Genomic DNA, 22,932 nt, shown 5'->3' with positions numbered 1-22,932 from the left:
TGGTGGCTGCCGGTTGATCGTTGCCGTACGTCCCGCCGTGGCTGCTGGTTCTGTGTGGGCTGGTGGCTGCCGGTTGTTCGTTGCCATGCGCCTCGCGGCTGCTGGTTTTGTGTGGGGGCTGGTGACCTTTGGTTGATCGCTGCCATGCGCCTTGCGGTTGCTGGTTCTCTGGGGCCTGGTGGCCGCCGGTTGATCGCTGCCATGCGCCTCGTGGCTGCTGGTTCTGTGTGGGCTGGTGACCTTCGGCTGATAGCTGCTGTACGCCTCGCGGCTGCTGTTCTGTGGGGGGCTGGTGACCTTCGGCTGAGATCGCTGCCGTACGCCTCTGGCTGCTGGTTCCATTTGGGGGCTCGTGACCACTGGTCGATCGCCGCCACACGCCATGAATACGCCGCTCGTGTTGCTGTCGCTGTGCGGAATGTGCGCGGGGATTCAACGAGCTGCGGCAGAAATTTCTCGCGCTTGCCACAGCTAGCGGACTTGGCGTTCGCGCTGGTAGGCGACCTTGTGTGCCGCTGCCCTGGTACCGGGCGGCGGCGCTTTTTGTGCTTGCACTAGCTAGCAGGCGGTACTTCGGGTTACTGTAATTATCAGTAACACAAAGGAGTGTCCGATGCGTGCACAGTTGCAGACCGCGTTGGGCGAGCTGCCGGGAAAGGCTCGGGGCCTGCTCGACGTACATCGCGCCAATCTCCGGGCGCGCACCTACTCGACCCCGGCGCTGAACCCGCCCACCGTGCCACACGACGTCATCCCGGTGACCGCGCCAGACGGCACGAAGCTGCGGGTGCACGCGTACGGTCCGGTCGACGCTCCCGCCCTCGTGCTCGTGCACGGCTGGACCTGCGCGATCGAGTACTGGAACGCCCAGATCAACGCTTTCGCAGGCGAATACCGGGTGATCGCCTACGACGTGCGCGGACACGGTGAGAGCGAGCGCGGCTCCTCGAAGCTGACCATGGAACTGCTGGCCGACGACCTCGCCGCGGTGCTGAAAGCGGCGCTGCCCGCGGGCCGCAAGGCCGTGCTCGTCGGACACAGCCTCGGCGGCATGACGCTGCAGGCATGGGCCGGGCGCTACCCCGAGGAGGTCACCCAGCGCGCGGAGGCGGTGCTGCTGACCAACACCGCGCCGCACGGTCTGGTCGCCACGACCACCGTGGTGCCGTTCTTCAACCGGCCGCTGCCGTGGAAGCGCACCGGCGTCTCGCTGCCGCACGTCGTCGGCAAGCTCGGCCTGGGAACGCCGATCGTCTTTCCGCCGATCAAGCCTGTCAAATGGGTGTTCGCCCGGCAGATCATGAGCCTGGAATCCACCGGCGACCTGGTGGACTACAGCATGGCCGTGGTGCGCTCCTGCCCCGCGATGGTGCGCGCCGAATTCGGCAAGCTGCTCGCCGTGATGGACCTCGGCGAGTCGGCGAAGAACCTGGTGGTGCCGACCACCATCCTGGCCGGCTCCGCCGACGACATGACGCCGCCGCTGCACTCCGAGATCATCGCCGAGATGCTCGAGTCGGTGGGCAGCCTGGTGCGCTACGAGGTGCTGAACACCGGCCACCTCGGCAACGTCGAGATGTACGAGCGGTTCAACGATGAACTCGCCCGCGTGCTCGACTCCGCGTACGCCCCCGCGCGTACCGAAGCGGTCGGCTGAGCCGACCGCCCGCTGACCCCGACCGGAGCCGACGCCGTCTCCGATCGGGGTTGCGCGCGTTCGGGCCACCAGGTGCCGAGCCGCGCTTCCCAGTCGGGAGGAAGTCCCTCGAGCAATGCTCTGCCTGTCAAGGCCCCAACCACCATTTGACTACCGTCGATAGAGAAATGGATTCGACGGTAGTCATATGGTGGCTTTTGAAGATCGAATAGCAACCATTTGACTACCGTCGATTTCAGACGGCTGTGCGCCCGGGGCGCCTCGGAAGAGGGGCGCGGCTACACGGGACTCGGGACCTCCGCGGCTGCGGTCAGTTGAAGACGACCGTGCGGCGGCCGTGCACCAGCACCCGGCCCTCCAAGTGCCAGCGCAGTCCGCGGGCCAGGACCACGCGTTCGATGTCGCGACCTTGGCGCACCATGTCGCGGACTTCGTCGGCGTGATCGATGCGGATCACGTCCTGCTCGATGATGGGGCCCGCGTCCAGTTCGGCGGTCACGTAGTGGCAGGTGGCGCCGATCAGCTTGACGCCGCGGGCGAACGCCTGGTGGTACGGGCGGGCGCCGACGAACGAGGGCAGGAAGCTGTGGTGAATGTTGATCGCCCGGCCCGCCCAGTGTTCGCAGAGTTCGGGCGGCAGCACCTGCATGAAGCGGGCGAGCACCACCGCGTGCGGGTCGTGCGCGTCGACCAGGTTGCGCACCTCTTCGAAGGCGGGGCCGCGTTCGGCCGGGTCCTTGGGGAACGGGACGTGATGGAACTTCACGCCGTGCGCCTCGGTCATCCCGGCCAGATCCGGGTGGTTGCCGATGACGGCCTCGATGGTCGCGGGCAGTTCGCCCGAGGCGGCGCGGCCGAGCAGGTCGTGCAGGCAGTGGCCGTCCTTGCTGACCAGCAGCACCGCGCGGCGGCGCTCGCCGGTGTCGTGCAGCTGCCACTCCGCCGTGCCGAGTCGGGTGGCGACCTCGGTGAAGCGCTCGCGCAGTTCCGCGATGCCGAAGGGCACCGTCGAGGCCTTGATCGCCTGCCGGGTGAAGAACCAGCCCGTTTCGGTGTCCGAGTGGTAACCGGCCTCCACGATCGAGCCGCCGAAGTCGGCGATGAACGAGGTGATCCCCGCAATGATGCCGGGTCGGTCCTGGCAGCCCAGCGTCAACACGAAACGGCGATCGTCCGAGGCGGATGGAGCGGAACTCATCGGCCCATCCTCCCAGGCGACGCTTCGCGCGCTACACGAGGACCGCCCGTTCCCCGGCGTAACTCCTCGGATGCCCACCGTTCGCCCAGCGCACAGCCACCGCCTCCAACGACCGAAGGTGACCGTCACCCACCCAACCCGACCGAATGTCACCTTCGTCCGGTTCCCGCCCGCAGGCATAGCCCGACCGAAGGTGACATTCGGTCGGTGTGACCGGGTGGCGGTCACCTTCGGTCGGCTCCCGCCCGCGGGCATAGCTCGATCGCAGGTGACATTCGTTCGGGTTCCCGCCTCCGGGCATAGCCCGATCGAAGGTGACCTTCAGTTGGTTCCCGCCCGTGGGCTCAACCCGACCGAAGGTGACATTCGGTCGGTGTCACTGGGTGGGGGCCACGTTCGGTCGGTCCTTGCCCGTGGGTTCAGTCCGGTTGAAGGTGACATTCGGTTGGTGTGACTGGGTGGCGGTCATTTTCGGTCGGTTCCTGCCTGTGGGCTTAGTTCGACCGCAGGTGACATTCGGTCGGTGTGACCGGGTGGGGGTCATTTTCGGTCGATTCCTGCCCGTGGCTTCGCTCGATCGCAGGTGACATCCGGGCGGTTCCCGCCCCCGGGTTCAGTCCGGTTGAAGGTGACATTCGGTTGGTGTGACTTGGTGGAGGTCACCTTCGGTCGGATATGACCAACCGCGCGGGTGCGCGCCGAGACCGGCAGCGATCACAGATCGTAAAACGGTTCGGCGTAATGGAATTCGCCGGTGATCTGGGCTTCGTAGGTGGTGAGCGGGCGGACCTGGAAGTGCGAGGACCAGTCCGATTCGTCCGGGGCGATGCCGAGGCGGGCGGCGGGGACGAAACCGAATCTTGGGTAGTAGTCGAGGCTGCCGAGCAGGCCGATGAGCGGTTCGTCGAGCGCGTCTGCGGCGCCGAGCGCGGCGTGCATCAGCGCGGAGCCGACCCCGGTGCCCTGGTGCTCGACGTGCACGCCGAGCGGTCCGAGGCCGAGCGCGGGGAACGGGCCGACGGCGGCGCGGGTCAGGCAGACGTGGCCGATCACGGCGTCGTACTCCACCGCGACCAGCGAGAGGGTGGGGATCCAGCCCGCATCGCTGCGCAACCGCGCGACGAGATCGACTTCCGGTGGATCGGCGGGTGGCGCGGCGGCGAGTCCGGCCGCAGCGGCCTCGCGGGCGTACAGCGCGCCGAACGCGCTGCGATGCACCGACGCGACGGCGGGGGCGTCCTCGGCGCGTTCGCGACGGATCAGCACGGTGTCGTCTCCTCCCGAACGAGTTGGGCCATCCGCACAACGCTCGTCAGGTGGGCGAGCTTCCCGAAGCCCGCGGATCCACTGACAGTTACGAGTGTGCGGTACGCGTCGCCAGGCACGCAACGGAATTCGCCTCGCGTGTGCCAGACTCTCGAAACATGGCAGATTCCGCGTCGCTGAGCAGGGCCGAAGTGGCCGCCGTCATCGATCACACCTTGCTGGCGCCGGACGCGACGCCCGCCGAGGTCGCCGCGCTGGTCGACGAGGCGCGCGCGCTCGGGGTGTACGCGATCTGCGTTTCGCCGTCCATGCTTCCGGTGCGCGCGCCGGGTCTGGTCGTCGCCACGGTCGCCGGATTCCCTTCGGGCAAACACCATTCGCTGGTGAAGGGTGCCGAGGCGCGGCTCGCGGTGGATCAGGGCGCGGCCGAGGTCGACATGGTCATCGATGTGGGCGCCGCGCTCGACGGCGAATTCAACGCCGTGCTCGCCGATATCGTCACCGTGCGCGAGGCCGTCGGGGATCGCGCGGTGCTCAAGGTCATCATCGAATCCGCCGCGCTGCCGGACGAGGCGATCGTCGAGGTGTGCCGCGTCGCCGAGCGCGCGGGCGCCGATTTCGTGAAGACCTCCACCGGATTCCATCCCGCGGGCGGTGCGAGCGTGCACGCGGTGCGGTTGATGGCCGAGACCGTCGGTGGTCGGCTCGGGATCAAGGCCAGCGGCGGCATCCGCACGGCCGAGGCGGCGGCGGAGTTGATCGCGGCGGGCGCGACACGCCTCGGGCTGTCGAAATCGCGTGCGGTGCTGGAGGGTTTCCCCGCCTGAGCCGCGGCCACGTCGAAAAGAGCGGGGCCCGAGGCTGTTTCGCATGGGGATCAGCAGCGAACCTCGGCGTTGTTCTCGGCGGCGGGCAGTTCCGTGCGACCACCCGCGAGCTGCGCGACCACGCCGTCGTCGGTCACCTTGATCTCGGTGGCCTTCAGGCCCATGGGGTAGCTCTGCAGGCTCTGGGTCATGATGTCGACGATGCCCTCGACCAGATCGGTCGGCAGTCCGATGCCGAGCAGCTCGGCCGACTTGGTCTGCACCTCCACGGCGCCGTTGCGCACCTCGGGGTGCACCTGGAGCTGGGCGAGCCCGCCGAGCACGTCCAGAGTGATCATGCCGGTCGCCGACGACGAGCGCACCCCGCTGACCATGCCGCCGAGCGACTCCTGAATGCCCTCGTTGCTCCAGGTGACGTGCGCGGAGGAGCTGCCGACGACGCCGCCGCCGTTACCGCTGTTCACGCCTTCGAGATCGTTGAACTCGGCGTGCACCACCATGCCGACGGCGGGGCCGAACTTGTTGTCCTTGCTGTCCACGGTGACTGACGAGACCTTCCCGTCCAGCCAGGTGATCAGCATCGGCTTGGCGCCGAAGCCGACATCGATCCTAGATCCCATCTCTTTCTCGAACTGGCTGCTGATGCAACGCGAGACGACATGGCGCGCGTACGCCTCGCCGCCGGCCAGGACGGCGGCCAGCAACGTGGCGACCACCACCAGGGCGATCACCAGCGTGCGCCTGCTGACGGACAACTTGGTGGGCGGCTTCGTACTCATGCGGAAGATTCTTCCCGACGTTTCTGTGCGGGTTCTGTGGGCGCGTTGAGGGTCTCGAATGTGACATGTGACACAGAATTCGAGCGTAGCCTGGTCTGCATGGCTGGCGATGCGGCGGGCCGCGCACCCGAATCCGTCGATCAAGGGTGGCGTGTGCTGCGCAGGCTGGCCGGTCGGCACGCCGGATTCTTCACCACCCGCCAGGTGCTGCGCACGGGATGTGAGGCCAGAGTGCGGGCCGGGCTGGGGGACGGATCGGTGACCAGGGCCGGTGTCGGGATGCTGCGGCTGACCGAATGGCCCGATGGACCGCTGGACGAATACGCGATGTGGGCGGCCTGGTTCGACGGCGCCGCCGCGGTCTCGCACCACAGCGCGGCCGAGTTGCACGGCATGGGCCGGTTGCGCCCGCGCTTCCTGCATCTCTCGGTCGGCGCGGGACGCCCGCCGGTGACCCCGCGACTTGTGGTGCTGCGCCGCCCGCTGATCGGCTCGGACGTGGAATCGGCGGGCGCGTTCCTGGTGACAACGCCGGTGCGCACCGTGCTCGATCTGGCCGAGGCCGATATCGGGCAAGTGGCGCTGAACGAGGTGGTCGGCGACGCGGTCGCGATCAACCGCTGCGCGGGCGCGGAAATCCGTTCGGCCAGTGTGCGTCTGCCGCCGCGGGCCGCCGCCAGGGTGCATCGCGCGCTCACGGGCCTGTGAGGCGCGCGGTGAGCGCGGTCATCCGTTTCGGCTATGAATTCGAGGTCCGTCCGGTTTTGCCGGGCGCGTAATCGTGGCAGGGTGACTGATCATGGGGTCGGTAGGTGCGGGTAGGTGGGATCTCGTCTTTCCGTCCGGAGCGCCCGATCGAGTCGGCGACATGTTCGCCACCGCCGTGGTCGCCGATGCCGTGCGCCGCTACGACGCCGATCTCGCGCAATGGGTGGAGACCTGCCGCGACTGGTCGCGCCAATACCGCCCGGTGTTCCGCGGGCTGACCGCGCTGGCGGCCAGCTCGCCCGACGCGTCGGTGGGCAGCGCGCGCGAAGGACTGCGCGCGGCGCGGAACCTGCTGCGCTTCGTCACCGGGTACTCGGTGGAACCGTTGCGCGGTGTCGAGATCGGGTCGGTCGCCGCGGACGGGCCTGCGACGGGAACGGCCCATGGTGCCGGGAAACCCGCACGGCGCCTGGAGGTTCCGTTTCGCGGCGCCGTGCTCGCCGAGGAGGCGTTGCAACGCGAGCTGACCGATTGGCGGCAGCACGGCATCGTGGAGCCGGGTTTCGCCGCCGCGGTGGAGCGGGTGATCGATCATCCGGAGTGGTTGGCGCTGACCGGGTTTCGGGTAGTCGTCGCGGGCGCGGGTGAGCTGACGCCGTTGCGTCCGCTGCTGCGCTGGGGCGCCGACGTGCTCGCGGTCGCGCGGCCGGGACCCGCCCGGTGGCGCGAGTTGGTGGGGGAGGCCGAAGCGGGCGGAGGCGTGCTGCGCTATCCGCTGGTCGACGGGCAGCCGGGCGCCGACATCACCACCCAGTTCCCGGCCCTGGTGCACTGGATTCGAGAACACCTCGGCGGGGACACTTTTCCGGTGTTCGGGAGCTACGTCACGCGGCGCGGGCCGGGCGGCGTCCGGCTCGCCGTCGCCCTCGACCTGCTCGCCGCCGATCTGCTCGCCGCGCGTCCCGACACCGCGCTGGCCGGAGTCGGATCGCCGACGGACTGCTACGCGGTGCCGGAATCCGTGGTCGCCCAAGCGCATTCGCGGCTACACGGGCGCGGATCGCGCGGCCTCATCCAAGACGCGCTGCGCGTGCTCACCCGATCCGCGCTCTATCGGCCCAACTACCGGACCCGAGTCACCGACGCCGCGGGCGCGCGCTGGTCGGTCGCCGACGCGCTCTTCCCGCCGCAAGGCCCGAACCACGTTCTCGCCCAGCGGATTCTGCGCTGGCGCGCGATCGCCGCACAGGATGCGGGACACACCGTCTCCTACACAGTCGCGCCGCCGACCTGGACCCGCGCTGTGCTGTCCCAGCGCTCGTTGGCCGCCGCGTATCGCAGCGCGCACCGCTTCGGCATGCAGATCTTCGAACCCGACACCGCACGCACGCTGCTCGCCGCCAAACTGGTCGCCGACCTCAACGACCCGGCACCGGCCGACCCGAACCCGGAATCGTTGTTCGCGGGCGGTGCCGCACACGGCGGACTCTGGTCCCTGCCGTTCGAACCCCGCTCCATCCTGCCCGTCGCCATCGCCACCGGACATCTACGCGGGCTGCTACACGGCGACGAAAACGGTCGGTGACGAGGCGCGACCGCGCATCGACAACGCCGCATTGCCCCGCACCGGAAACGCCGTGCGCGTGAGTGTTCGGCGCTGGCGACGTGGGCCGCGCGACGACGACGTTGCGTGACGGGGCGAGACCACCGACTACCCGACCGAAAGCCGTAGTCGCGTATCTGCCTTGATGTTCCCGCATCGGAGACCTGGCATGCCGGAGCACGCTGGCGGATGCGGGGCCGCGACGAAGAGGTCACTGTCGGGGTGCGACCACCGACCACGGCACCGACAGCACACAGTCGCGCGTGCGCCGTCGGTACTCCCGCGCCGGAAAGCCCTGCGCATAGCTGCGCCCGCCGGACCACGCCAGCGCACGCGAGGCGCGCGACGAAGACGTTCACTGCCGGGGCGCGACCACCGACCACGGCACCGACAGCACACAGTCGCGCATCCGCCGCCGATACTCCCGCACCGGAAACCCTTGCGCACGAAGCTGTTCCGCCGCCGCCCGCCACCGGACGCGGGGTCCGAACGGGGCGAGCGGCGCGGCGTGCGAGTACGCGCGATCGGCGGCGGTGAGCAAGGCGTGGATCGGTTCGCCGGGCACGTTCCGGTGGATGAGCGCCTTCGGCAGCCGCTCGGCGATGTCGGAGGGACGTTCGACGGTGAACGGATCCCACGCCAGCGTCAGCGAGCGCGGTCCGGTGCGGTCGAGCAGTACCCAGGCGCAGCGGCGGCCCAGTTCGTCACAGGTGCCGTCGACGAGCAGGCCGTCGGGCGCCATCGCGGAAAGGATGGTCGACCAGGCGTCCGGCACGGCCGACTCGGGATACTGGCGCAGCACGTTGAACGCGCGCACCAGCACGGGACGCAGACCGGCCAGCTCGAAACCGCCCCTGGCGAAGGTGACGCCGTCGCGACCGGGCACCACTCGGTCCGGATCGATCTCCAGACCGACCATCCGCACGTCCGGCCGCACCCTGCGCAGTCTGCCCGCCAGCTCGAAGGTGGTCCACGGGCTCGCGCCGTAACCGAGGTCGACCACCAGCGGATCGGGCGCCGCCGACAGGCGCGCGGCGACCAGCTCGTCGTGCATCAGCCAACGGTCGCTGCGTCGCAGCCGGTTGACGCCGGTGGTCCCCCTGGTGATCGTGCCGATAGGTCTGCTCAGCTGATCGGGTTTCGCTCTTCCAGCCACTTCACCGTTACCTCGGCCTCGCCGCGGAACAGATCGACGAGGTTCACCAGCATCAACTGCTCGAGGCGCGGACCGACCATCGGAATGAACACCTTCGCTTCCGAGGAGAAGCGCATGGTGCAGCCGGTTTCGGTGGGGAACAGCTTGATGGTGCCGCCCAGGCTGCCGGGTCCGGCCGGAATCGAGGCCGAGAACTTGCCGACGGTCTCTTCGCCGTTGTACGGGCCCCAGCTCTCCTTGCGGGTGATGATCATGTCCTTGCGCATCACGGTCTGCGCGATCTCGGGCAGCATCTCGCGCGGCAGGACGTGGTGCAGCACCACCTCGATACCCGAATCGCTCACCTCGAGGCTGACCACCTCGTTGCCCGGCGTGTACTTGCGCATCTCCTCGACCCGCGCCTCCCAGTACTCACGGGTCGACAGCGCCTCGTGCAGCTCCTTGGTGGTGTGCAGCGGGTAGCGGGCGGAGTAGTCCAGTCGGCGTGCCATGTCGGGAAAGGTTACTGGGTGGCGGTCGGCACACGATCCTCAGTGCTGGGACAGCCAGGTGTTGGTGAACTCCTCCTCCGACTGGAGAAGTTCGGTGAGGCGTTCCTGGATGGCGGCTTCGATCTTGCTGCCGAAGAGCGGCACCTTCACTTCGATGCTGCCGTCGACGGTGGCGGCGGCGGAGGCGTCGTCGCCGCTCAGGGCGATGGTGCCGCGCATGGTGGCGGGGGCGCCCTCGACGCGGACGTCGAAGGTGGCGGTGTCACCGGTCCAGTTCTCGGTGCGCGGGATGATCAGGTCGCCGGGGCGCACGGCGGTGATGGCGGGCGGCAGCTGTTCGGCGGCGATGGCCTGTACCATCTCGACGCGCACGTGGTCGCCCTGGACGATGACCGACTCGAGGCGTGCGTTCGGTCCGCCGACCTCGGCGATGCGGTCCTTCCAGTACTGCTCGTCGGCGAAGGCCGCGCGCACGGCGGCGACCGGGTGGGAATAGCGGGCCGTGAACGCCAAGGGTGTAGCCATGGTTGGACACGCTACCGTCTGGAGCGTGCGAACTTCACGTGTGGTGGCGACCGATCAGGCGCGCGACGTGCTGGCCGACACCGGTGCGCTGGTGCGCGACGAGGTGCGGCTTGCCGAGCTGACCACGCTACGGGTCGGCGGCCCAGCGCTGGTCGCCGAGTGCGTCTCGACGCAGTCCGTGGTGGCGACCGTGCGCGCGCTGGACGCGGCGGGCATCCCGCTGCTGCTGCTCGCGGGCGGCTCGAACCTGCTCATCGGCGACGACGGGTTCGACGGCGTCGTGGTGCGCATCGCGACCGAGGGTGTCGAGATCGGCGCGGACGGCGTCGTAGCGGAGGCGGGCGCGAACTGGGACGCGGTGGTCGCCGCGACCGTGGCGGCCGGCCTCGGTGGTCTCGAATGCCTTTCCGGCATACCGGGTTCCGCAGGCGCGACGCCGGTGCAGAACGTGGGCGCCTACGGCGTCGAGGTGGCCGATCTGCTGCGCCGGGTGCGGCTGCTCGACCGCGTGAGCGGCGAGATCCGCTGGGTGGAGCCCGCCGAACTCGGCTTCGGCTACCGCACCAGCGTGCTCAAGCACCGCGACGACGCGGTCGTGCTCGACGTGGATTTCGCGCTGAACGCGGGCGGGTCGAGCGCACCGCTGCGCTACGGCGAACTGACCAGGGTCCTGGACGCCACCGAGGGAGAGACCAGGCCCGCCGCGGCCGTGCGGGACGCGGTGCTTCGCCTGCGCGCGGGCAAGGGCATGGTGCTCGACGCCGCCGATCACGACACCTGGAGCGCGGGCTCGTTCTTCACCAACCCGGTGGTCCCGCACGGGCGCGTGCCCGAGGTGCGGGCCGCGATCACGGCCCATGTGGGTGACGTCACGATTCCCACCTATCCGGCCGTCGACGGCGTGAAGTTCTCCGCGGGCTGGTTGATCGAACGGGCGGGCTTCGCCAAGGGCTTCCCCGGACCGGACGCCGCCGCCCGGCTCTCCACGAAACACACACTGGCACTGACGAATCGGGGCGACGCCAGCGCCGCGGACCTGGTCGCGCTCGCCAGGAAGGTGCGCGACGGAGTTGCCGAGCGTTTCGGCATCCGGCTCGAACCCGAACCCGTCACCGTCGGCGTGACGCTCTGACGACGAGCGCGGTGCGGGTTAATCGGACGAAACGGGCGCAGCGCTTCGCGACCGGCGGATCGGGTCGTTCGCCGGGCGTAAATTCGATTCGGTGAGCAAGCGATCCTTCTGCCGATCGGTGACCGCCGTGTCGGCCGTGCTGCTCGTCGTGATCGCCTTGGTGGCCGGTTGTTCCAGCGACAAGCCCGGCGGAGCGTCCGGTCCGGTGGCCGAAGTGACCATGAGCCCCGGTGACGCCGACGAGAACGTCAACCCTGTCGCGCCCGTCTCCGTGACGGTCGCCGACGGGACCATCGCCCAGGTCGCGTTGACGAACGCGGCGGGCAAGCAGGTGCAGGGCGAGCTCAGCCCCGACAAACGCGCCTTCCGCATCACCGAACCGCTCGGCTACGACGCCACCTACACGTGGTCGGGCACCGCGGTCGGCGCCGACGGCAGGCCGGTCCCGATCGAGGGCTCGTTCCACACGCTGGCGCCGATGAGCACCGTCCCGGCGACGGTCAATATCGGCGACGGTCAGGAGGTCGGCATCGCCGCGCCGATCATCCTGCAATTCAAGTCCCCGGTGACCGACAAGGCGGAGGTGGAGAAGGCGCTGACCGTCACCACCGATCCGCCCACCGAGGGCGCGTGGGCCTGGTTCCCCGACGACAACGGCGGTTCGCGGGTGCACTGGCGGCCCAAGCGGTACTGGACGCCGGGCACCACCGTGCACGTCGCGGCCAAGCTCTACGGCCTGGATCTGGGCGGCGGGCACTACGGCTACTCCGATCTCACCTCGGATTTCCGCATCGGGCGCAGCCAGATCGTGCAGGCCGACGCGCCGAGCCATCGCATGCGCGTGGTGCGAGACGGTCAGACGATCTTCGATTTCGCGGTGAGCTACGGCCAGGGCAACGAGCCGCGCAACGTGACGCGCTCGGGTATACACGTGGTCACCGAGAAGTACGAGGATTTCCTGATGTCGAATCCGCCGTACTACACCAACGTTCGGGAGCGCTGGGCGGTCCGCATCTCCAACAACGGCGAATTCATCCACGCCAACCCGGAATCCCTGTCGGCGCAAGGCTCGGCGAACGTCACCAACGGCTGCATCAATCTCTCGCCCGCCGACGCCCAGGCGTACTTCCCGACCGCGCGCTACGGCGATCCGGTCGAGGTCACCGGCACCTCGATCCCGCTGTCCGCCGCCGACGGCGACCTCTACGACTGGACCATCGACTGGGAGACCTGGAAGAAGATGTCGGCGCTGGACGGGTCCTCGTCCCCTGTGGTTTCGGCCACCCCGGTCTCGCCGGGACCGCCGCGTTAGGCGTCACCTTCCACAACCGTTCCGGCCGACGGATCGTATGTCCGCTTTCGCAGCGTGCCTTTGCCTTCCTCCAGATGTGCGCCGCTCAACGACGGGCCAGCAGCGCCAGTTGTGGACACCTCCGGCCTCGCTGCGCCATGCGCCGTGTACTCGAGATGGCGTATGCGTCGGGTTGGGCTCGGTCCTCCACCGGAAACTGCGGCTCTGCCGTGGTGAATTCCCCGGCGCGCGGCTGCCCACGTGACCCGTCTGGGTCCGCTCGCCCTTTCCTCGCCGGTCTCGCGTCGGCGGACCTGCCCGCTCCTACTGGTGCGAGCTGCCGAGGGTGGGGTCGACCCGGTCGAGCTTGGCCAGGGTCTCCGCGTTGTGGGCGGCGCGGGCGTCGGCGCTCTGCTTGGCGAGCAGGTCGCGAATCTCGATGAGCAGTTCGGTCTCGGTGGGCTCGGCGGCCTTGGTGGTGCCGAACCGGTTCTTCAGGGTCTTCATCGGCATGATGAGCACGAAGTAGAGAACCGCGGCGATCATCACGAAGTCGATGAGCGCGGTGACGATCGGGCCGACGGCGATGAATGTCGCGGGCTTGCTCGACACCAGGTGGAAGCCGAGGCCGAGCTCGTTGGCGCCGCCGAAAACGGCGAGCAACGGGTTGACCACGCCCTTGGTCACCGCGGTCACCACCGCCGTGAACGCGGTACCCATCACCACCGCCACGGCGAGATCGATGACATTGCCGCGCATCACGAACTCTTTGAAGCCCTTGAGCATGAGTCGAACAACTCCAATCCGGTGTAGCAAAGTTTCAGAAAAACGATCCGATGCTAACCGCGTCTCCGCAACTCGGCGAATTCACAGCAAACGATCTGCCATGACGCCGGGCTCCCACATACCCACCACACGCTTCACATTGCCACCGCCTATGTGTCGCGTGCGGAAAGTATGTGGCAGTGACCGTTCGGCTCAGGAGCGTCGCGCGAAGCGACCGGGGTCGGCTTGGTCGCGTGGCTTCACGATGATCTGGTCCAGATTGACGTGCGGCGGGCGGGACGCCACGAAGCCGACGATTTCGGCGATATCCGCCGCGACCAGTGGATCGATACCCTCGTATACCTTCGCCGCGCGCTCCGCGTCGCCGTCGAAACGCACCAGCGAGAACTCGGTTTCCACCGCGCCGGGCGCGATCTCGGTGAGCCGCACCGGTTTGCCGAGCAATTCGCCGCGCAGGGTGCGGTGCAGCACGGCTTGGGCGTGCTTCGCCGAGGTGTAACCGGAACCGTTGTCGTACGCGTGGAACGCGGCGACCGAGGTGATGGTGACGATCAGGCCGTCGCCGGAGGCGATCAGCTTGGGCAGCAACGCCTTTGTGACGCGCAGCGTGCCGAGGACGTTGGTCTCCCACATCCAGCGCCAGTCGTCGAGGTCGGCTTCGCTCACCGGCGCAAGGCCTTTCGCGCCGCCCGCGTTGTTGACGAGCACGTCGACCGACGGCACCGCGTCGGTGAAGGCCGCGACCGACTCCTCCGAGGTGACGTCGAGTTCCAGTGCGGTGCCGCCGATCTCGTCGGCGAGGGTCTTCAGCCGGTCGAGCCTGCGCGCGCCGACGTACACGTGATAGCCCTGCGCGGCGAGTTCTCGCGCGGTGGCTTCTCCGATGCCGGAACTGGCTCCCGTGACGACGGCGGTGCGATTGCTCATGGGGCGAGTTTAAGTGCGGAGGGTTTGCCGGTGTCGGCCGCTGTCGGGCGGATCACCCCGCGCGGATCGTCGGCGCGCGGCCTTACGCTGGGTGGCATGGCACTTCGGGAAGCGGTCAGCGCGGACGGCACCAGCATCGTCTACCGGGTCGACGGACCCGCCGATGGACGGCCGCTCGTCTTGGTACACGGCTGGTCGGCCAGCCTGCGCTGCTGGGGCGGCGCGGCCGACGATCTGGCAGGCCGGTTCCGGGTGATCGCGCTGGACCTGCGCGGTCACGGTTACTCCGGCGTCCCGGAGAGCGGCTACGACGATCCCAAGAATTGGGCCGCCGACCTCGCCGCCGTGCTCGCGGCCGAGGGCATCGAGTCCGGCGCGGTGCTGCTGGGCTGGTCCTACGGCGGCATCGTGATCAGCGATTACCTGACCGCGTACGGCACCGGCGCGGTGGCGGGCGTCGTCTTCACCGGTTCGATGGCCAATATCGGACGCGACGTACCCGGCGCGGCGACCGGATCCGCGATGCGGGAAGCCATTCCCGGCGTCTTCGAGACGAGCGCAGGCCGCGCCACCAGGGCCTTCGCCGCGTTCGGCAATGCCAACACGGGACCGGGCGAGGACAAGGGCGTGGACGCCCAGCGACTGTTCGGCATCAGCCTCGCCACGCCGCCCGCGGTGCGCAAGGTGCTGTTCTACCGGTCCGTCGACAACACCGAAACCCTTCGCGCCCTGGACATTCCGGTCCTGGTGCTGCACGGTGACGCGGACCCCGTCGTGCCCATCGACAACGGTCGCTACATCGCCGAGAACGCCCCGCGTGCGCGCACCTCGTTCTGGCCGGGCGCGCAGCACGGATTGTTCATCGAGGACCGCCCGCGCTTCGTCGCCGAGGTCGGCGAGTTCATCGACAGCTTGTAGTCCGGGACGCCCGATCGACGCTCCAGGGGGAGCCGTCGACCGGCCGGAGCGCAGCCGCACATACATTCGAATCGCAGGTCAGCGGGGTTCGTGAGCGCTCTCACTTTCGCTGTGTGATGACGCTCACTTGCCCGGTAGGCGGCGTCGGCGGCGGATATCCACCGTGCACTATGGATGGTGTGAGTCAACGTGCGGACCTACGGCCGAACCGGATCGCCGTGCTGTCGGTGCACACCTCACCACTCGCCCAACCAGGCACCGGCGACGCGGGCGGCATGAACGTCTACGTGCTGCAAACGGCTCTCCAGCTGGCACGACGCGGGACCGAAGTCGAGATCTTCACCCGCGCCACCTCGTCGAACGTCCCTCCGGTTGAAGAGGCGGCGCCCGGGGTGCTGGTGCGCAACGTCGTCGCGGGCCCGTTCGAGGGACTCGACAAGCACGACCTCCCCACCCAGCTGTGCCCGTTCACCGCGGAGGTGCTGCGCCAAGAGGCGCGCCACCAGCCGGGCCATTACGACCTGGTGCACTCGCACTACTGGCTGTCCGGGCAGGTCGGCTGGCTGGCCAGGGATCGCTGGCGGGTGCCCCTGATCCACACCGCGCACACCCTGGCCGCGGTGAAGAACGCCGCGTTGGCCGATGGCGACTGTCCCGAGCCCGCCACCCGCGAGATCGGTGAGAAGCAGGTCATCGCGGAGGCCGACCGGATGGTCGCCAACACGGCGGAGGAGGCGCGTCAGCTCGTCGAGCTCTACGGCGCCGACGCCGAGCGCATCGATGTGGTGCCGCCGGGCGCCGACCTGGCCCGCTACCGTCCCGGCGACAAGGCCGCTGCCCGCGCCGAGCTCGGACTCGCCGCCGGCGAGCGGATCGTCGCTTTCGTCGGCCGCATCCAACCGCTCAAGGCGCCCGACGTGCTCGTCCGCGCTGCCGCCGAATTGCTGCGTGCCGATCCGGACCGCAACCTGCGGGTGCTCATCGTCGGCGGTGCGTCCGGCAGTGGACTGAAGCGTCCCGACGCGCTGATCGAGCTCGCGTCCGAACTCGGCATCACCGACCGCGTGACGTTCCTGCCGCCGCAGCCGCCGGACCGTCTCGTGCAGGTCTACCGCGCCGCGGACCTGGTCGCGGTGCCCAGCTACAACGAATCCTTCGGCTTGGTCGCCATCGAGGCGCAGGCCAGCGGCACCCCGGTCCTCGCCGCCGACGTCGGCGGACTCGGCACCGCCGTCCGGCACGGCGAGACCGGACTGCTCGTCGCGGGTCACCGCACTCCGGACTGGGCCGCCGCGCTCGGCACGCTGCTCGACGCGCCAGGGCGGCTGGCGGAGATGCGCGATCGCGCGGTCGCGCACGCCACGAACTTCTCCTGGGAGCACACCGCCGACGGGCTGCTCGCCAGCTACGCGGCGGCATTGGCCAGCTTCCCCGAGACCGAACTCGGCGGCGGTCTGAAGGCGGCGGACGCGGAACGCACTAACCTGTCCGGTGCCACGCTCCTCGGCGAGGGCGGGCAGGCCAGATCGCGGGCGCTGTGGCGGCGCCGGATGGGAGTGCACCGATGACGAATATCCAGGCGACCGCGCAGCTGATCGACGAGACCCTGCGTGATCGGGAAATCGAGTACACCCGACCTGGCGAGGACGTCTTCGTCGTCGTGCTGCCCGGTGAGCGCAAGTTGAAGACGACGCTCATGCTCACCGTCGGCAAACACGGCGTGCGCATCGAATCCTTCGTCTGCCGCAAGCCCGACGAGAACTTCGAGGGCGTCTACAAGTTCCTGCTCCGCCGCAACCGTCGCCTCTACGGCGTGGCCTACACGCTGGACCGGGTCGGCGACATCTACCTCGTCGGCCGCATCGCCACGCACGCCGTCACCGAGGACGAGCTCGACCGCGTCTTCGGCCAGGTGCTGGAGGCGGTGGACGCCGACTTCAACACCCTGCTGGAACTCGGCTTCGCGGAATCCATTCGGAAGGAATGGAAGTGGCGGGTCTCGCGCGGGGAGTCGTTGAAGAACCTGCTCCCGTTCGAGCACCTGGTCGAATCCTCCGAGAACTCCTGAGGGTCGCGCTCGGGTTGGTGGTGCTCGGCTGCCGCCGAACAACTACCGTTGGCGACCGCACAGCAAGATCATTCGGCACCGGACCGTCGCGCGAAAGCGGCGGTCCGGTGGCGTTGGGAAGTGGGGGTTTCAGATGACCGTTCTCGCTCTGGACATCGGCGCGACCAAGATCGCGGTCGGCTTGGTGGGGGCCGACGGAATGACGCACGAGGTCGGCCGCATTCAGGTGCCGCCGACCGGCGTGTGGGAGGCGGTGCGCGGGCTGCTGCTCGCCGCGGCCAACGGATCCGAGGTCGACCTGGTCGGCATCGGCTCGTGCGGTCCGGTGGACGCGCCGGCGGGGATCACTACCCCCCTCAACATCCCGGAGTGGCGCGACGGGTTCGCGCTGGTGCCCGCGGTGCAGGAACTGTTCCCCGGCGCCACGGTGCGTTTCGCCATCGACGGTGTGTGCCTGGCGCTGGCCGAGCGGCATTTCGGCGCGGCGCGGGAGACGCCGGACGCGCTGGCCATGACGGTGTCCTCGGGGATCGGCGGCGGCGTCATCGTCGGCGGCATGGTCGCGGTCGGGCACACCGGCAACGCGGGGCACATCGGTCACATGATCGTGCCCGGGTCGACCGATCCGTGCGCATGCGGCGGTGTCGGTTGCGTGGAGGCGGTGGCCAGCGGCCCGTCCTCGGTGCGGTGGGCGCGCGAGCGCGGCTGGCACGGAACAACCGGCATCGAGCTTGCCGCCGACGCCGAAGCGGGCGACCGGGTCGCCAAGGCGGCGCTGCGGCGCGCGGGAATCGCGCTGGGCCAGGTGATCTCGTCGGCGGCCGCGCTGCTCGACGTGGATCTGGTGGTGATCGGCGGCGGCTTCGCGCAGTCCGGTGAGCCGCTGTGGCGACCGTTACAGGAGGCCCTCGGCGCGCACGCCCGCATCGACTTCCTGCGCGACCTGCACGTCGTCCCTTCGGAATTGGGCGATCAGGCCACCCTGGTCGGCGCCGGACTGCTCACCGCGTTCGCTCCGGCATCCTGACCAGGGCTCCAACGTGCGGTCCTCGCGTGGCAGGATGGCCGTCATGACGTACACCCTCGTGTTGCTGCGCCACGGCGAGAGCGAATGGAATGCCCTGAATCTGTTCACCGGCTGGGTGGACGTGCACCTGACCGACAAGGGCATCGCCGAGGGTAAGCGCGCGGGCGAGCTGCTCGCCGAGCACGGCATCCTGCCCGACATCGTCTACACCTCGCTGTTGCGCCGGGCCATCTCCACCGCGAACATCGCGCTGGACGCGGCCGACCGGCACTGGATCCCGGTGATCCGCGACTGGCGGCTCAACGAGCGCCACTACGGCGAGTTGCAGGGCAAGAACAAGGCGCAGATCCGCGACAAGTACGGCGACGAGCAGTTCATGCTGTGGCGGCGCAGCTACGACACCCCGCCGCCGCCGATCGACCCGGCCAACGAGTACAGCCAGGAAGGCGACGCGCGGTACGCGGGCATCGAGGTGCCCAAGACCGAGTGCCTGCTCGACGTGGTGAACCGGATGGTCCCGTACTGGGAGTCGACCATCTCCAAGGAGCTGCTCACCGGCAAGACCGTGCTGGTCGCTGCGCACGGCAACTCGCTGCGCGCGCTGGTCAAGCACCTGGACAACATCTCCGACGACGACATCGCAGGCCTGAACATCCCGACCGGCATCCCGCTGCGCTACGAACTGGACGAGAACCTGCGCCCGGTGCGTCCGCGCGAGTACCTGGACCCGGAGGCGGCCGCCGCAGGAGCGGCCGCGGTCGCGAGCCAGGGCGGCAAGTAGTACGTAATTCGATGCGCCGCGGTCGTCAGTCGGCTGCGGCGCATCGTCTTTTCGCGAGCGCCCGACCGGACACGCGCCACGGCCGCGCGTCGCCGACCCGAGCCAGGGCGCTGAGCAAGTAGACAGTGCGCCGCGGTCGTTGATCGGCCGCGGCGCATCGTCGTTTCGGCGGGGCGGTCGATTCTGTCGGCTGCCGCACCGGCGTGCCCGGCCGAGCGCCGCACGGCCGAGTCGCTGGCCGACCGAAGGTGACTTCAAGTCCGTCTGACCGGGTGGGGGACACCTTCGGTCGGGGTGTTCCCTGCTGTCGGGCTGCGAGCCGTAGGCCGCCGGGGCCCGGCTTGTCGAGCCCTCGAACCGTCGGCCCGTGACCGACGACGCACAGCGGCCCGGTCGCCTGGGCGGACGGCGGTCCAATCGACTCGACAACCCAGACCGTCCGACCACTCGCACCTCCCGCGTGCAGACATCGCCAGTGCCAAGAAACCGCCGGCGCGACCCGGCGGCCGGATCTCGCCGAGAATCAGCCGCGTTTCGGCCTGCGATCCGGCGTGTACATCCGCGATAGTCCAGTCAATGCGGTAAACCTTTATTCTGGCGCGTGAATCTCGCAAAACCCCCATATTCAGCGGCTATTGTGAGCCTTCCTACTTATGTGAATGGCGATTCCGGGCAATCTGTGTGGTACCGGGAGTTCTTACCGACTGGTCAGTTGTGTATGCTTCCGGACGTTCGACAGTCCGAGAGGTGGATCACGTCCGATGAAGCACGCGTTTCGAGCCACAGTCGCGGCGCTCGCCGCCGCGGTGCTCGTTCCATTCCTCAGCACCGGAGCGACCGCCGCACCCGTCGCCACGGGTCCCGACGGCGGCGCGGCGGGAGCGGCGTGGGCCGCCACCGAGGACGGCGTCCAGCAGTACCCGAACGTGCACATCGAGTGGGATGTGCCGATCACCATGAGCGACGGCACGGTGCTGAAGGGCAATGTCTACCGGCCCGCCGACGCCTCCGGCCGCCCGATCGACGCGCCGACGCCGACGATCGTCAACCTGACGCCCTACACCAAGCTGGTGTCGAACCTCGCCGATCACGCGCAGTCCATTCCGGCGCTGTCCGACGCGCTGCTGAACCTGTTCCGTCAGATCGATTTCGGCGGCACCCCGCTCTCCGGCGTCACCGATCTCACCAAGGCCTTCGGCGGCGGCGAGCTGCGCAACTTCACCGTGGACCGCCAGCTGATCAAGAGCGGGTACTCGCAGGTCGTCGTCGACGTGCGCGGCACCGGCTTCTCGCAGGGCGAATGGGACATGCTCCGCGCCCGCGAGCAGCAGGACACCCTCGAGGTGATCGACTGGGCTTCGCGTCAGCCGTGGTCGGACGGCAAGATCGGCATGAACGGAATCTCCTACTCGGGCATCAACCAGGTGCAGGCCGCGTCCAAGCAGCCGCCCGCGCTGAAGGCGATCTTCCCGGTCGTGCCGGGCAGCGACCTGGTCAACGACGTGCTCGCACCCGGCGGCGGCTTCGGCTTCAACTTCATCCCGCTGTGGCTCACCGCGATCAACACCCTCAAGTGGGTGCCGGACGTGCAGTCCATCGTGAACGGCAAATTCGACTGGGAGTGGCTCGGCGATCGCGCCGCGTCCCCGCTCACCTTCATGGACGTGTTCCTGAACGCTTACACCGCAACGCGTTTCGAGGACGCCGACCCGCGTCTGCTCGACCTGCTCAGCCACAGCAGCCCCGAACGCGGCGACTACGTCAGCGATCCCACGCAGATCCGGGTGCCGACCTTCGTCGTCGGCGGCTGGCACGATCTGTTCACCTACTCGGAATCCAAGATCTACAACCAGATTCCGCTGCCCGCGGGCCAGAAGCAGCTGCTGATGGGCAACACCTACCACGTGAACTCCGGCAACGAGTACGGCAAGCCCGGTCTGCCGCCGCGGCTCGACGTCCTGCAGCGCGCGTGGTTCGACAAGTGGCTCAAGGGAATCGACAACGGCGTCGACAGCTACGGCCCGGTCACCCTGCGCCAGCAGGGCGGCGGTTGGGTCACCCAGAACGGCTTCGGCGCTTCGGCCGTCGGCGAGGCGGCCGCGCAGCACCGCCGCATGTACCTGTCCGCGGCGCCGAGCGGTACCGCGCAGAGTGTCTACGACGGCTCGCTCACCGCCGAAGCGAACGCCGACACCGCCCGGCTGACCGTCGCGCCCGGCCTGACCACCCTGTGCTCCAACGATGCGGCGCAGGGCAGCGCGGGCGTGCTGTCGATCATCGACGGTTGCGCCAAGGACTCGCGCGTCGCCGAGCTGAACGCGCTCACCTTCACCAGTGCGCCGGTTGCCGAGGCGACCACCATCTCCGGCCCGATCGCGATGCGGCTCAACACCGTTCAGGACGCGGCCGACGGCTACTGGACGGTGACCGTCAACGACGTCGCGCCCGACGGCCAGTCGACCGTGCTCACCTCCGGTCAGCTGATGGCCTCGCTGCGCGAGATCGATGAGGCGAACAGCAGCCGTTCCGCCAACGGCGACTACACCGACCCGCGCCCGTACACCTCGATCGAGAAGCGGCAGCCGACGGTGCCCGGCGAGGCGACCACGCTGGACATCACGCTGAGCGCCACCGAGGCGATCCTGCAGCCCGGCCACCGCCTGCGGGTGGACGTGTTCGCGAGCAACTTCCCGAAGGGACTGCCCGTCCTGCCGATGCTGCTCGACACGGAACTGAAGCCCCAGCACATCCAGCTGGACCCGGCGCGCCCGAGCTTCGTCAACATCCCGGTCCGTGGCAACCACGGCTGGTGAACCCCACCGCCGTAGGGCGGTCGTCCCACACACCCCGTGCACTCCTCGCATAGCCACCGCCTATGTGAGGCGTGCAATCCCTGTGTGGGACGACCACGCGACTTCACGCACGATCTCGGCCGCTGTGTGACCGGGGGCGCAACCACAGCTAGATGACCACGGTGGAAGTCGTGCCCGGGCTCGACGGTTGCGGAGGTAAGTCGGGCCCGGAGCCCGAGCACCGTTGGAGGCAAACCTGGGCCAGCCGCGCATGTGCTACAGGCTTTGCCCCGGAACCACGTTTACCAGCCCGTTCAACCGGACGACTCTTCTCAATCCCGCGCAGCGAACGCCCCGGACAGCGGTGGCAACATGGCGCGAGCGTCGTACCCGCCGAACCAGAGGCCGACCGCCAACGCCGAAGCCGCCTCCAAGTACCGCGCCCGATGCAAGCCGCCCGCGAAGAAGGGGCGCAGCTTCAAATCCTCGGCCAATCCCGCGACGAGGCGCAGAGCATCCGGATCGTCGCCGCAAAGTGGCACCGACAACGGCACGCCCTCGAACTCGCGCGCCTCGGCCGCCCACACTTCGGCCGCGCACAGGTTGAACCCCTTCACCACCCGTGCACCGGGAACCGTCGCGGCAATCCGTTCGGCCACCGCGTCCTCGCCGAGCACGAAGTTGTCCGTCCCATCGGACGCCGCATCGGGCTCGAACGCGTTGGTGCAGTCGACGAGCACGCGCCCATCGAGCCCAGGTGTTGCGCGCAATACGCCGTCCAACGCCTCGACCGGTACGGCCAGCAACACCACGTCACCGAACCCGGCCGCCTCCTCGATGCTCCCGCCCCGCGCGCCGCACCCAACGGCAGCAGCTACTTCGGCCGCCGCCGCAGCCCGCCGCGCACCGAAGCAGACCTCGTGCCCCGCAGCGGCCCACCCACCGCCCAACGCCCGCGCCATCGCGCCCGCACCGATGATCCCGATCCGCATGTCCAACT

General features: G+C 69.0%; 21 protein-coding genes. 12 read left to right on the top strand and 9 right to left on the bottom strand.

Features of this window, described 5'->3' with window-relative positions:
- Positions 1 to 613: 613 nt before the first annotated feature.
- A complete protein-coding gene (locus CRP45_RS13310) occupies positions 614 to 1,657 on the top strand; it encodes an alpha/beta fold hydrolase (protein WP_097245254.1) in 1,044 nt (347 codons plus the stop codon).
- Between the two features lie 310 nt (positions 1,658 to 1,967).
- Here the strand turns inward: CRP45_RS13310 and purU are convergent, their stop codons facing one another.
- On the bottom strand, positions 1,968 to 2,855 hold the full coding sequence (gene purU, locus CRP45_RS13305) for a formyltetrahydrofolate deformylase (protein ID WP_067792658.1): 888 nt from the start codon (positions 2,853 to 2,855) through the stop codon (positions 1,968 to 1,970).
- A gap of 714 nt (positions 2,856 to 3,569) precedes the next feature.
- Positions 3,570 to 4,121 carry a GNAT family N-acetyltransferase gene (locus CRP45_RS13300; RefSeq protein ID WP_097245253.1) on the bottom strand — a complete coding sequence of 184 codons (552 nt, stop codon included), beginning with the start codon at positions 4,119 to 4,121 and terminating at the stop codon, positions 3,570 to 3,572.
- 158 nt (positions 4,122 to 4,279) lie between these two features.
- Between CRP45_RS13300 and deoC the strand changes: the two genes are divergently transcribed.
- On the top strand, positions 4,280 to 4,948 hold the full coding sequence (gene deoC / locus CRP45_RS13295; RefSeq protein ID WP_097245252.1) for a deoxyribose-phosphate aldolase: 669 nt from the start codon (positions 4,280 to 4,282) through the stop codon (positions 4,946 to 4,948).
- 50 nt (positions 4,949 to 4,998) lie between these two features.
- Here the strand turns inward: deoC and CRP45_RS13290 are convergent, their stop codons facing one another.
- Positions 4,999 to 5,727 (bottom strand): LmeA family phospholipid-binding protein, encoded by a 729-nt coding sequence (locus CRP45_RS13290; protein ID WP_097245251.1) that lies wholly within the window; start codon positions 5,725 to 5,727, stop codon positions 4,999 to 5,001.
- Between the two features lie 99 nt (positions 5,728 to 5,826).
- Between CRP45_RS13290 and CRP45_RS13285 the strand changes: the two genes are divergently transcribed.
- Together CRP45_RS13285 and CRP45_RS13280 are read left to right on the top strand one after the other, a co-directional pair.
- Complete coding sequence (locus tag CRP45_RS13285) at positions 5,827 to 6,435, top strand: hypothetical protein (RefSeq protein WP_067792670.1); 609 nt, start codon at positions 5,827 to 5,829, stop codon at positions 6,433 to 6,435.
- A gap of 91 nt (positions 6,436 to 6,526) precedes the next feature.
- The gene (locus tag CRP45_RS13280; protein WP_143861425.1) at positions 6,527 to 8,020 is read left to right on the top strand and encodes a hypothetical protein; all 1,494 of its coding nucleotides are present in this window, start codon (positions 6,527 to 6,529) and stop codon (positions 8,018 to 8,020) included.
- A 373-nt stretch (positions 8,021 to 8,393) separates the two neighbouring features.
- Here the strand turns inward: CRP45_RS13280 and CRP45_RS13275 are convergent, their stop codons facing one another.
- From CRP45_RS13275 to CRP45_RS13265, 3 genes are read right to left on the bottom strand one after another with little or no spacing between them, the layout of a single operon-like run.
- A complete protein-coding gene (locus CRP45_RS13275) occupies positions 8,394 to 9,194 on the bottom strand; it encodes an SAM-dependent methyltransferase (RefSeq protein ID WP_097245249.1) in 801 nt (266 codons plus the stop codon).
- Positions 9,164 to 9,685, bottom strand: a complete 522-nt coding sequence (locus CRP45_RS13270; RefSeq protein WP_097245248.1) for a DUF2505 domain-containing protein — start codon at positions 9,683 to 9,685, stop codon at positions 9,164 to 9,166. The genes CRP45_RS13275 and CRP45_RS13270 overlap by 31 nt, the downstream gene beginning before the upstream one ends.
- Positions 9,686 to 9,724: 39 nt before the next feature.
- Positions 9,725 to 10,210 (bottom strand): DUF2505 domain-containing protein, encoded by a 486-nt coding sequence (locus tag CRP45_RS13265; protein WP_097245247.1) that lies wholly within the window; start codon positions 10,208 to 10,210, stop codon positions 9,725 to 9,727.
- Between the two features lie 91 nt (positions 10,211 to 10,301).
- Here CRP45_RS13265 and CRP45_RS13260 point away from each other — a divergent pair, with 91 nt between their 5' ends.
- On the top strand, positions 10,302 to 11,342 hold the full coding sequence (locus CRP45_RS13260; RefSeq protein ID WP_245910140.1) for a UDP-N-acetylmuramate dehydrogenase: 1,041 nt from the start codon (positions 10,302 to 10,304) through the stop codon (positions 11,340 to 11,342).
- A 91-nt stretch (positions 11,343 to 11,433) separates the two neighbouring features.
- On the top strand, positions 11,434 to 12,654 hold the full coding sequence (locus CRP45_RS13255) for a L,D-transpeptidase (RefSeq protein WP_097245245.1): 1,221 nt from the start codon (positions 11,434 to 11,436) through the stop codon (positions 12,652 to 12,654).
- A gap of 303 nt (positions 12,655 to 12,957) precedes the next feature.
- Here CRP45_RS13255 and mscL read toward each other — a convergent pair whose 3' ends face one another.
- Entirely contained in the window at positions 12,958 to 13,419 is a 462-nt protein-coding gene (mscL, locus tag CRP45_RS13250) for a large conductance mechanosensitive channel protein MscL (protein ID WP_097245244.1), read from the bottom strand.
- A 192-nt stretch (positions 13,420 to 13,611) separates the two neighbouring features.
- Positions 13,612 to 14,346, bottom strand: coding sequence for an SDR family NAD(P)-dependent oxidoreductase (locus tag CRP45_RS13245; RefSeq protein ID WP_097245243.1), 735 nt, complete (start codon positions 14,344 to 14,346; stop codon positions 13,612 to 13,614).
- Positions 14,347 to 14,442: 96 nt separating this feature from the next.
- Here CRP45_RS13245 and CRP45_RS13240 point away from each other — a divergent pair, with 96 nt between their 5' ends.
- The 6 genes from CRP45_RS13240 to CRP45_RS13215 all read left to right on the top strand — a co-directional run bounded on the left by CRP45_RS13240 (position 14,443) and on the right by CRP45_RS13215 (position 21,953).
- Positions 14,443 to 15,264 carry an alpha/beta fold hydrolase gene (locus CRP45_RS13240; RefSeq protein ID WP_097245242.1) on the top strand — a complete coding sequence of 274 codons (822 nt, stop codon included), beginning with the start codon at positions 14,443 to 14,445 and terminating at the stop codon, positions 15,262 to 15,264.
- 170 nt (positions 15,265 to 15,434) lie between these two features.
- Positions 15,435 to 16,832 (top strand): D-inositol-3-phosphate glycosyltransferase, encoded by a 1,398-nt coding sequence (mshA, locus tag CRP45_RS13235; RefSeq protein WP_097245241.1) that lies wholly within the window; start codon positions 15,435 to 15,437, stop codon positions 16,830 to 16,832.
- The gene (locus CRP45_RS13230; RefSeq protein WP_067792701.1) at positions 16,829 to 17,332 is read left to right on the top strand and encodes a type III secretion system chaperone family protein; all 504 of its coding nucleotides are present in this window, start codon (positions 16,829 to 16,831) and stop codon (positions 17,330 to 17,332) included. The genes mshA and CRP45_RS13230 overlap by 4 nt, the downstream gene beginning before the upstream one ends.
- Positions 17,333 to 17,465: 133 nt before the next feature.
- Positions 17,466 to 18,359 carry an ROK family protein gene (locus CRP45_RS13225; RefSeq protein ID WP_067792704.1) on the top strand — a complete coding sequence of 298 codons (894 nt, stop codon included), beginning with the start codon at positions 17,466 to 17,468 and terminating at the stop codon, positions 18,357 to 18,359.
- A gap of 43 nt (positions 18,360 to 18,402) precedes the next feature.
- Positions 18,403 to 19,140, top strand: a complete 738-nt coding sequence (locus CRP45_RS13220; RefSeq protein ID WP_067792713.1) for a phosphoglyceromutase — start codon at positions 18,403 to 18,405, stop codon at positions 19,138 to 19,140.
- A gap of 761 nt (positions 19,141 to 19,901) precedes the next feature.
- A complete protein-coding gene (locus CRP45_RS13215; protein ID WP_097245240.1) occupies positions 19,902 to 21,953 on the top strand; it encodes a CocE/NonD family hydrolase in 2,052 nt (683 codons plus the stop codon).
- 311 nt (positions 21,954 to 22,264) lie between these two features.
- Here CRP45_RS13215 and CRP45_RS13210 read toward each other — a convergent pair whose 3' ends face one another.
- Positions 22,265 to 22,924 carry an NADPH-dependent F420 reductase gene (locus CRP45_RS13210; protein WP_097245494.1) on the bottom strand — a complete coding sequence of 220 codons (660 nt, stop codon included), beginning with the start codon at positions 22,922 to 22,924 and terminating at the stop codon, positions 22,265 to 22,267.
- Positions 22,925 to 22,932: the final 8 nt, after the last annotated feature.

This window comes from Nocardia amikacinitolerans, from assembly GCF_900215415.1.
GTDB classification, from domain to species: Bacteria; Actinomycetota; Actinomycetes; order Mycobacteriales; family Mycobacteriaceae; genus Nocardia; species Nocardia amikacinitolerans.
The sequence above is the reverse complement of the archived record's forward strand: the minus strand, read 5'-3'. Positions and strand labels throughout refer to the sequence as shown.

Bases quoted from the DNA above. Each gene is read 5' to 3' on its own strand.
- mshA (WP_097245241.1), top strand. From the start codon at position 15,435: ATGGATGGTGTGAGTCAACGTGCGGACCTACGGCCGAACCGGATCGCC.
- CRP45_RS13230 (WP_067792701.1), top strand. From the start codon at position 16,829: ATGACGAATATCCAGGCGACCGCGCAGCTGATCGACGAGACCCTGCGT.
- CRP45_RS13265 (WP_097245247.1), bottom strand. From the start codon at position 10,210: ATGGCTACACCCTTGGCGTTCACGGCCCGCTATTCCCACCCGGTCGCC.
- CRP45_RS13210 (WP_097245494.1), bottom strand. From the start codon at position 22,924: ATGCGGATCGGGATCATCGGTGCGGGCGCGATGGCGCGGGCGTTGGGC.
- CRP45_RS13285 (WP_067792670.1), top strand. From the start codon at position 5,827: ATGGCTGGCGATGCGGCGGGCCGCGCACCCGAATCCGTCGATCAAGGG.
- CRP45_RS13245 (WP_097245243.1), bottom strand. From the start codon at position 14,346: ATGAGCAATCGCACCGCCGTCGTCACGGGAGCCAGTTCCGGCATCGGA.
- CRP45_RS13280 (WP_143861425.1), top strand. From the start codon at position 6,527: ATGGGGTCGGTAGGTGCGGGTAGGTGGGATCTCGTCTTTCCGTCCGGA.
- CRP45_RS13225 (WP_067792704.1), top strand. From the start codon at position 17,466: ATGACCGTTCTCGCTCTGGACATCGGCGCGACCAAGATCGCGGTCGGC.
- CRP45_RS13220 (WP_067792713.1), top strand. From the start codon at position 18,403: ATGACGTACACCCTCGTGTTGCTGCGCCACGGCGAGAGCGAATGGAAT.
- CRP45_RS13240 (WP_097245242.1), top strand. From the start codon at position 14,443: ATGGCACTTCGGGAAGCGGTCAGCGCGGACGGCACCAGCATCGTCTAC.
- mscL (WP_097245244.1), bottom strand. From the start codon at position 13,419: ATGCTCAAGGGCTTCAAAGAGTTCGTGATGCGCGGCAATGTCATCGAT.
- CRP45_RS13290 (WP_097245251.1), bottom strand. From the start codon at position 5,727: ATGAGTACGAAGCCGCCCACCAAGTTGTCCGTCAGCAGGCGCACGCTG.
- CRP45_RS13310 (WP_097245254.1), top strand. From the start codon at position 614: ATGCGTGCACAGTTGCAGACCGCGTTGGGCGAGCTGCCGGGAAAGGCT.
- CRP45_RS13215 (WP_097245240.1), top strand. From the start codon at position 19,902: ATGAAGCACGCGTTTCGAGCCACAGTCGCGGCGCTCGCCGCCGCGGTG.
- deoC (WP_097245252.1), top strand. From the start codon at position 4,280: ATGGCAGATTCCGCGTCGCTGAGCAGGGCCGAAGTGGCCGCCGTCATC.
- purU (WP_067792658.1), bottom strand. From the start codon at position 2,855: ATGAGTTCCGCTCCATCCGCCTCGGACGATCGCCGTTTCGTGTTGACG.
- CRP45_RS13270 (WP_097245248.1), bottom strand. From the start codon at position 9,685: ATGGCACGCCGACTGGACTACTCCGCCCGCTACCCGCTGCACACCACC.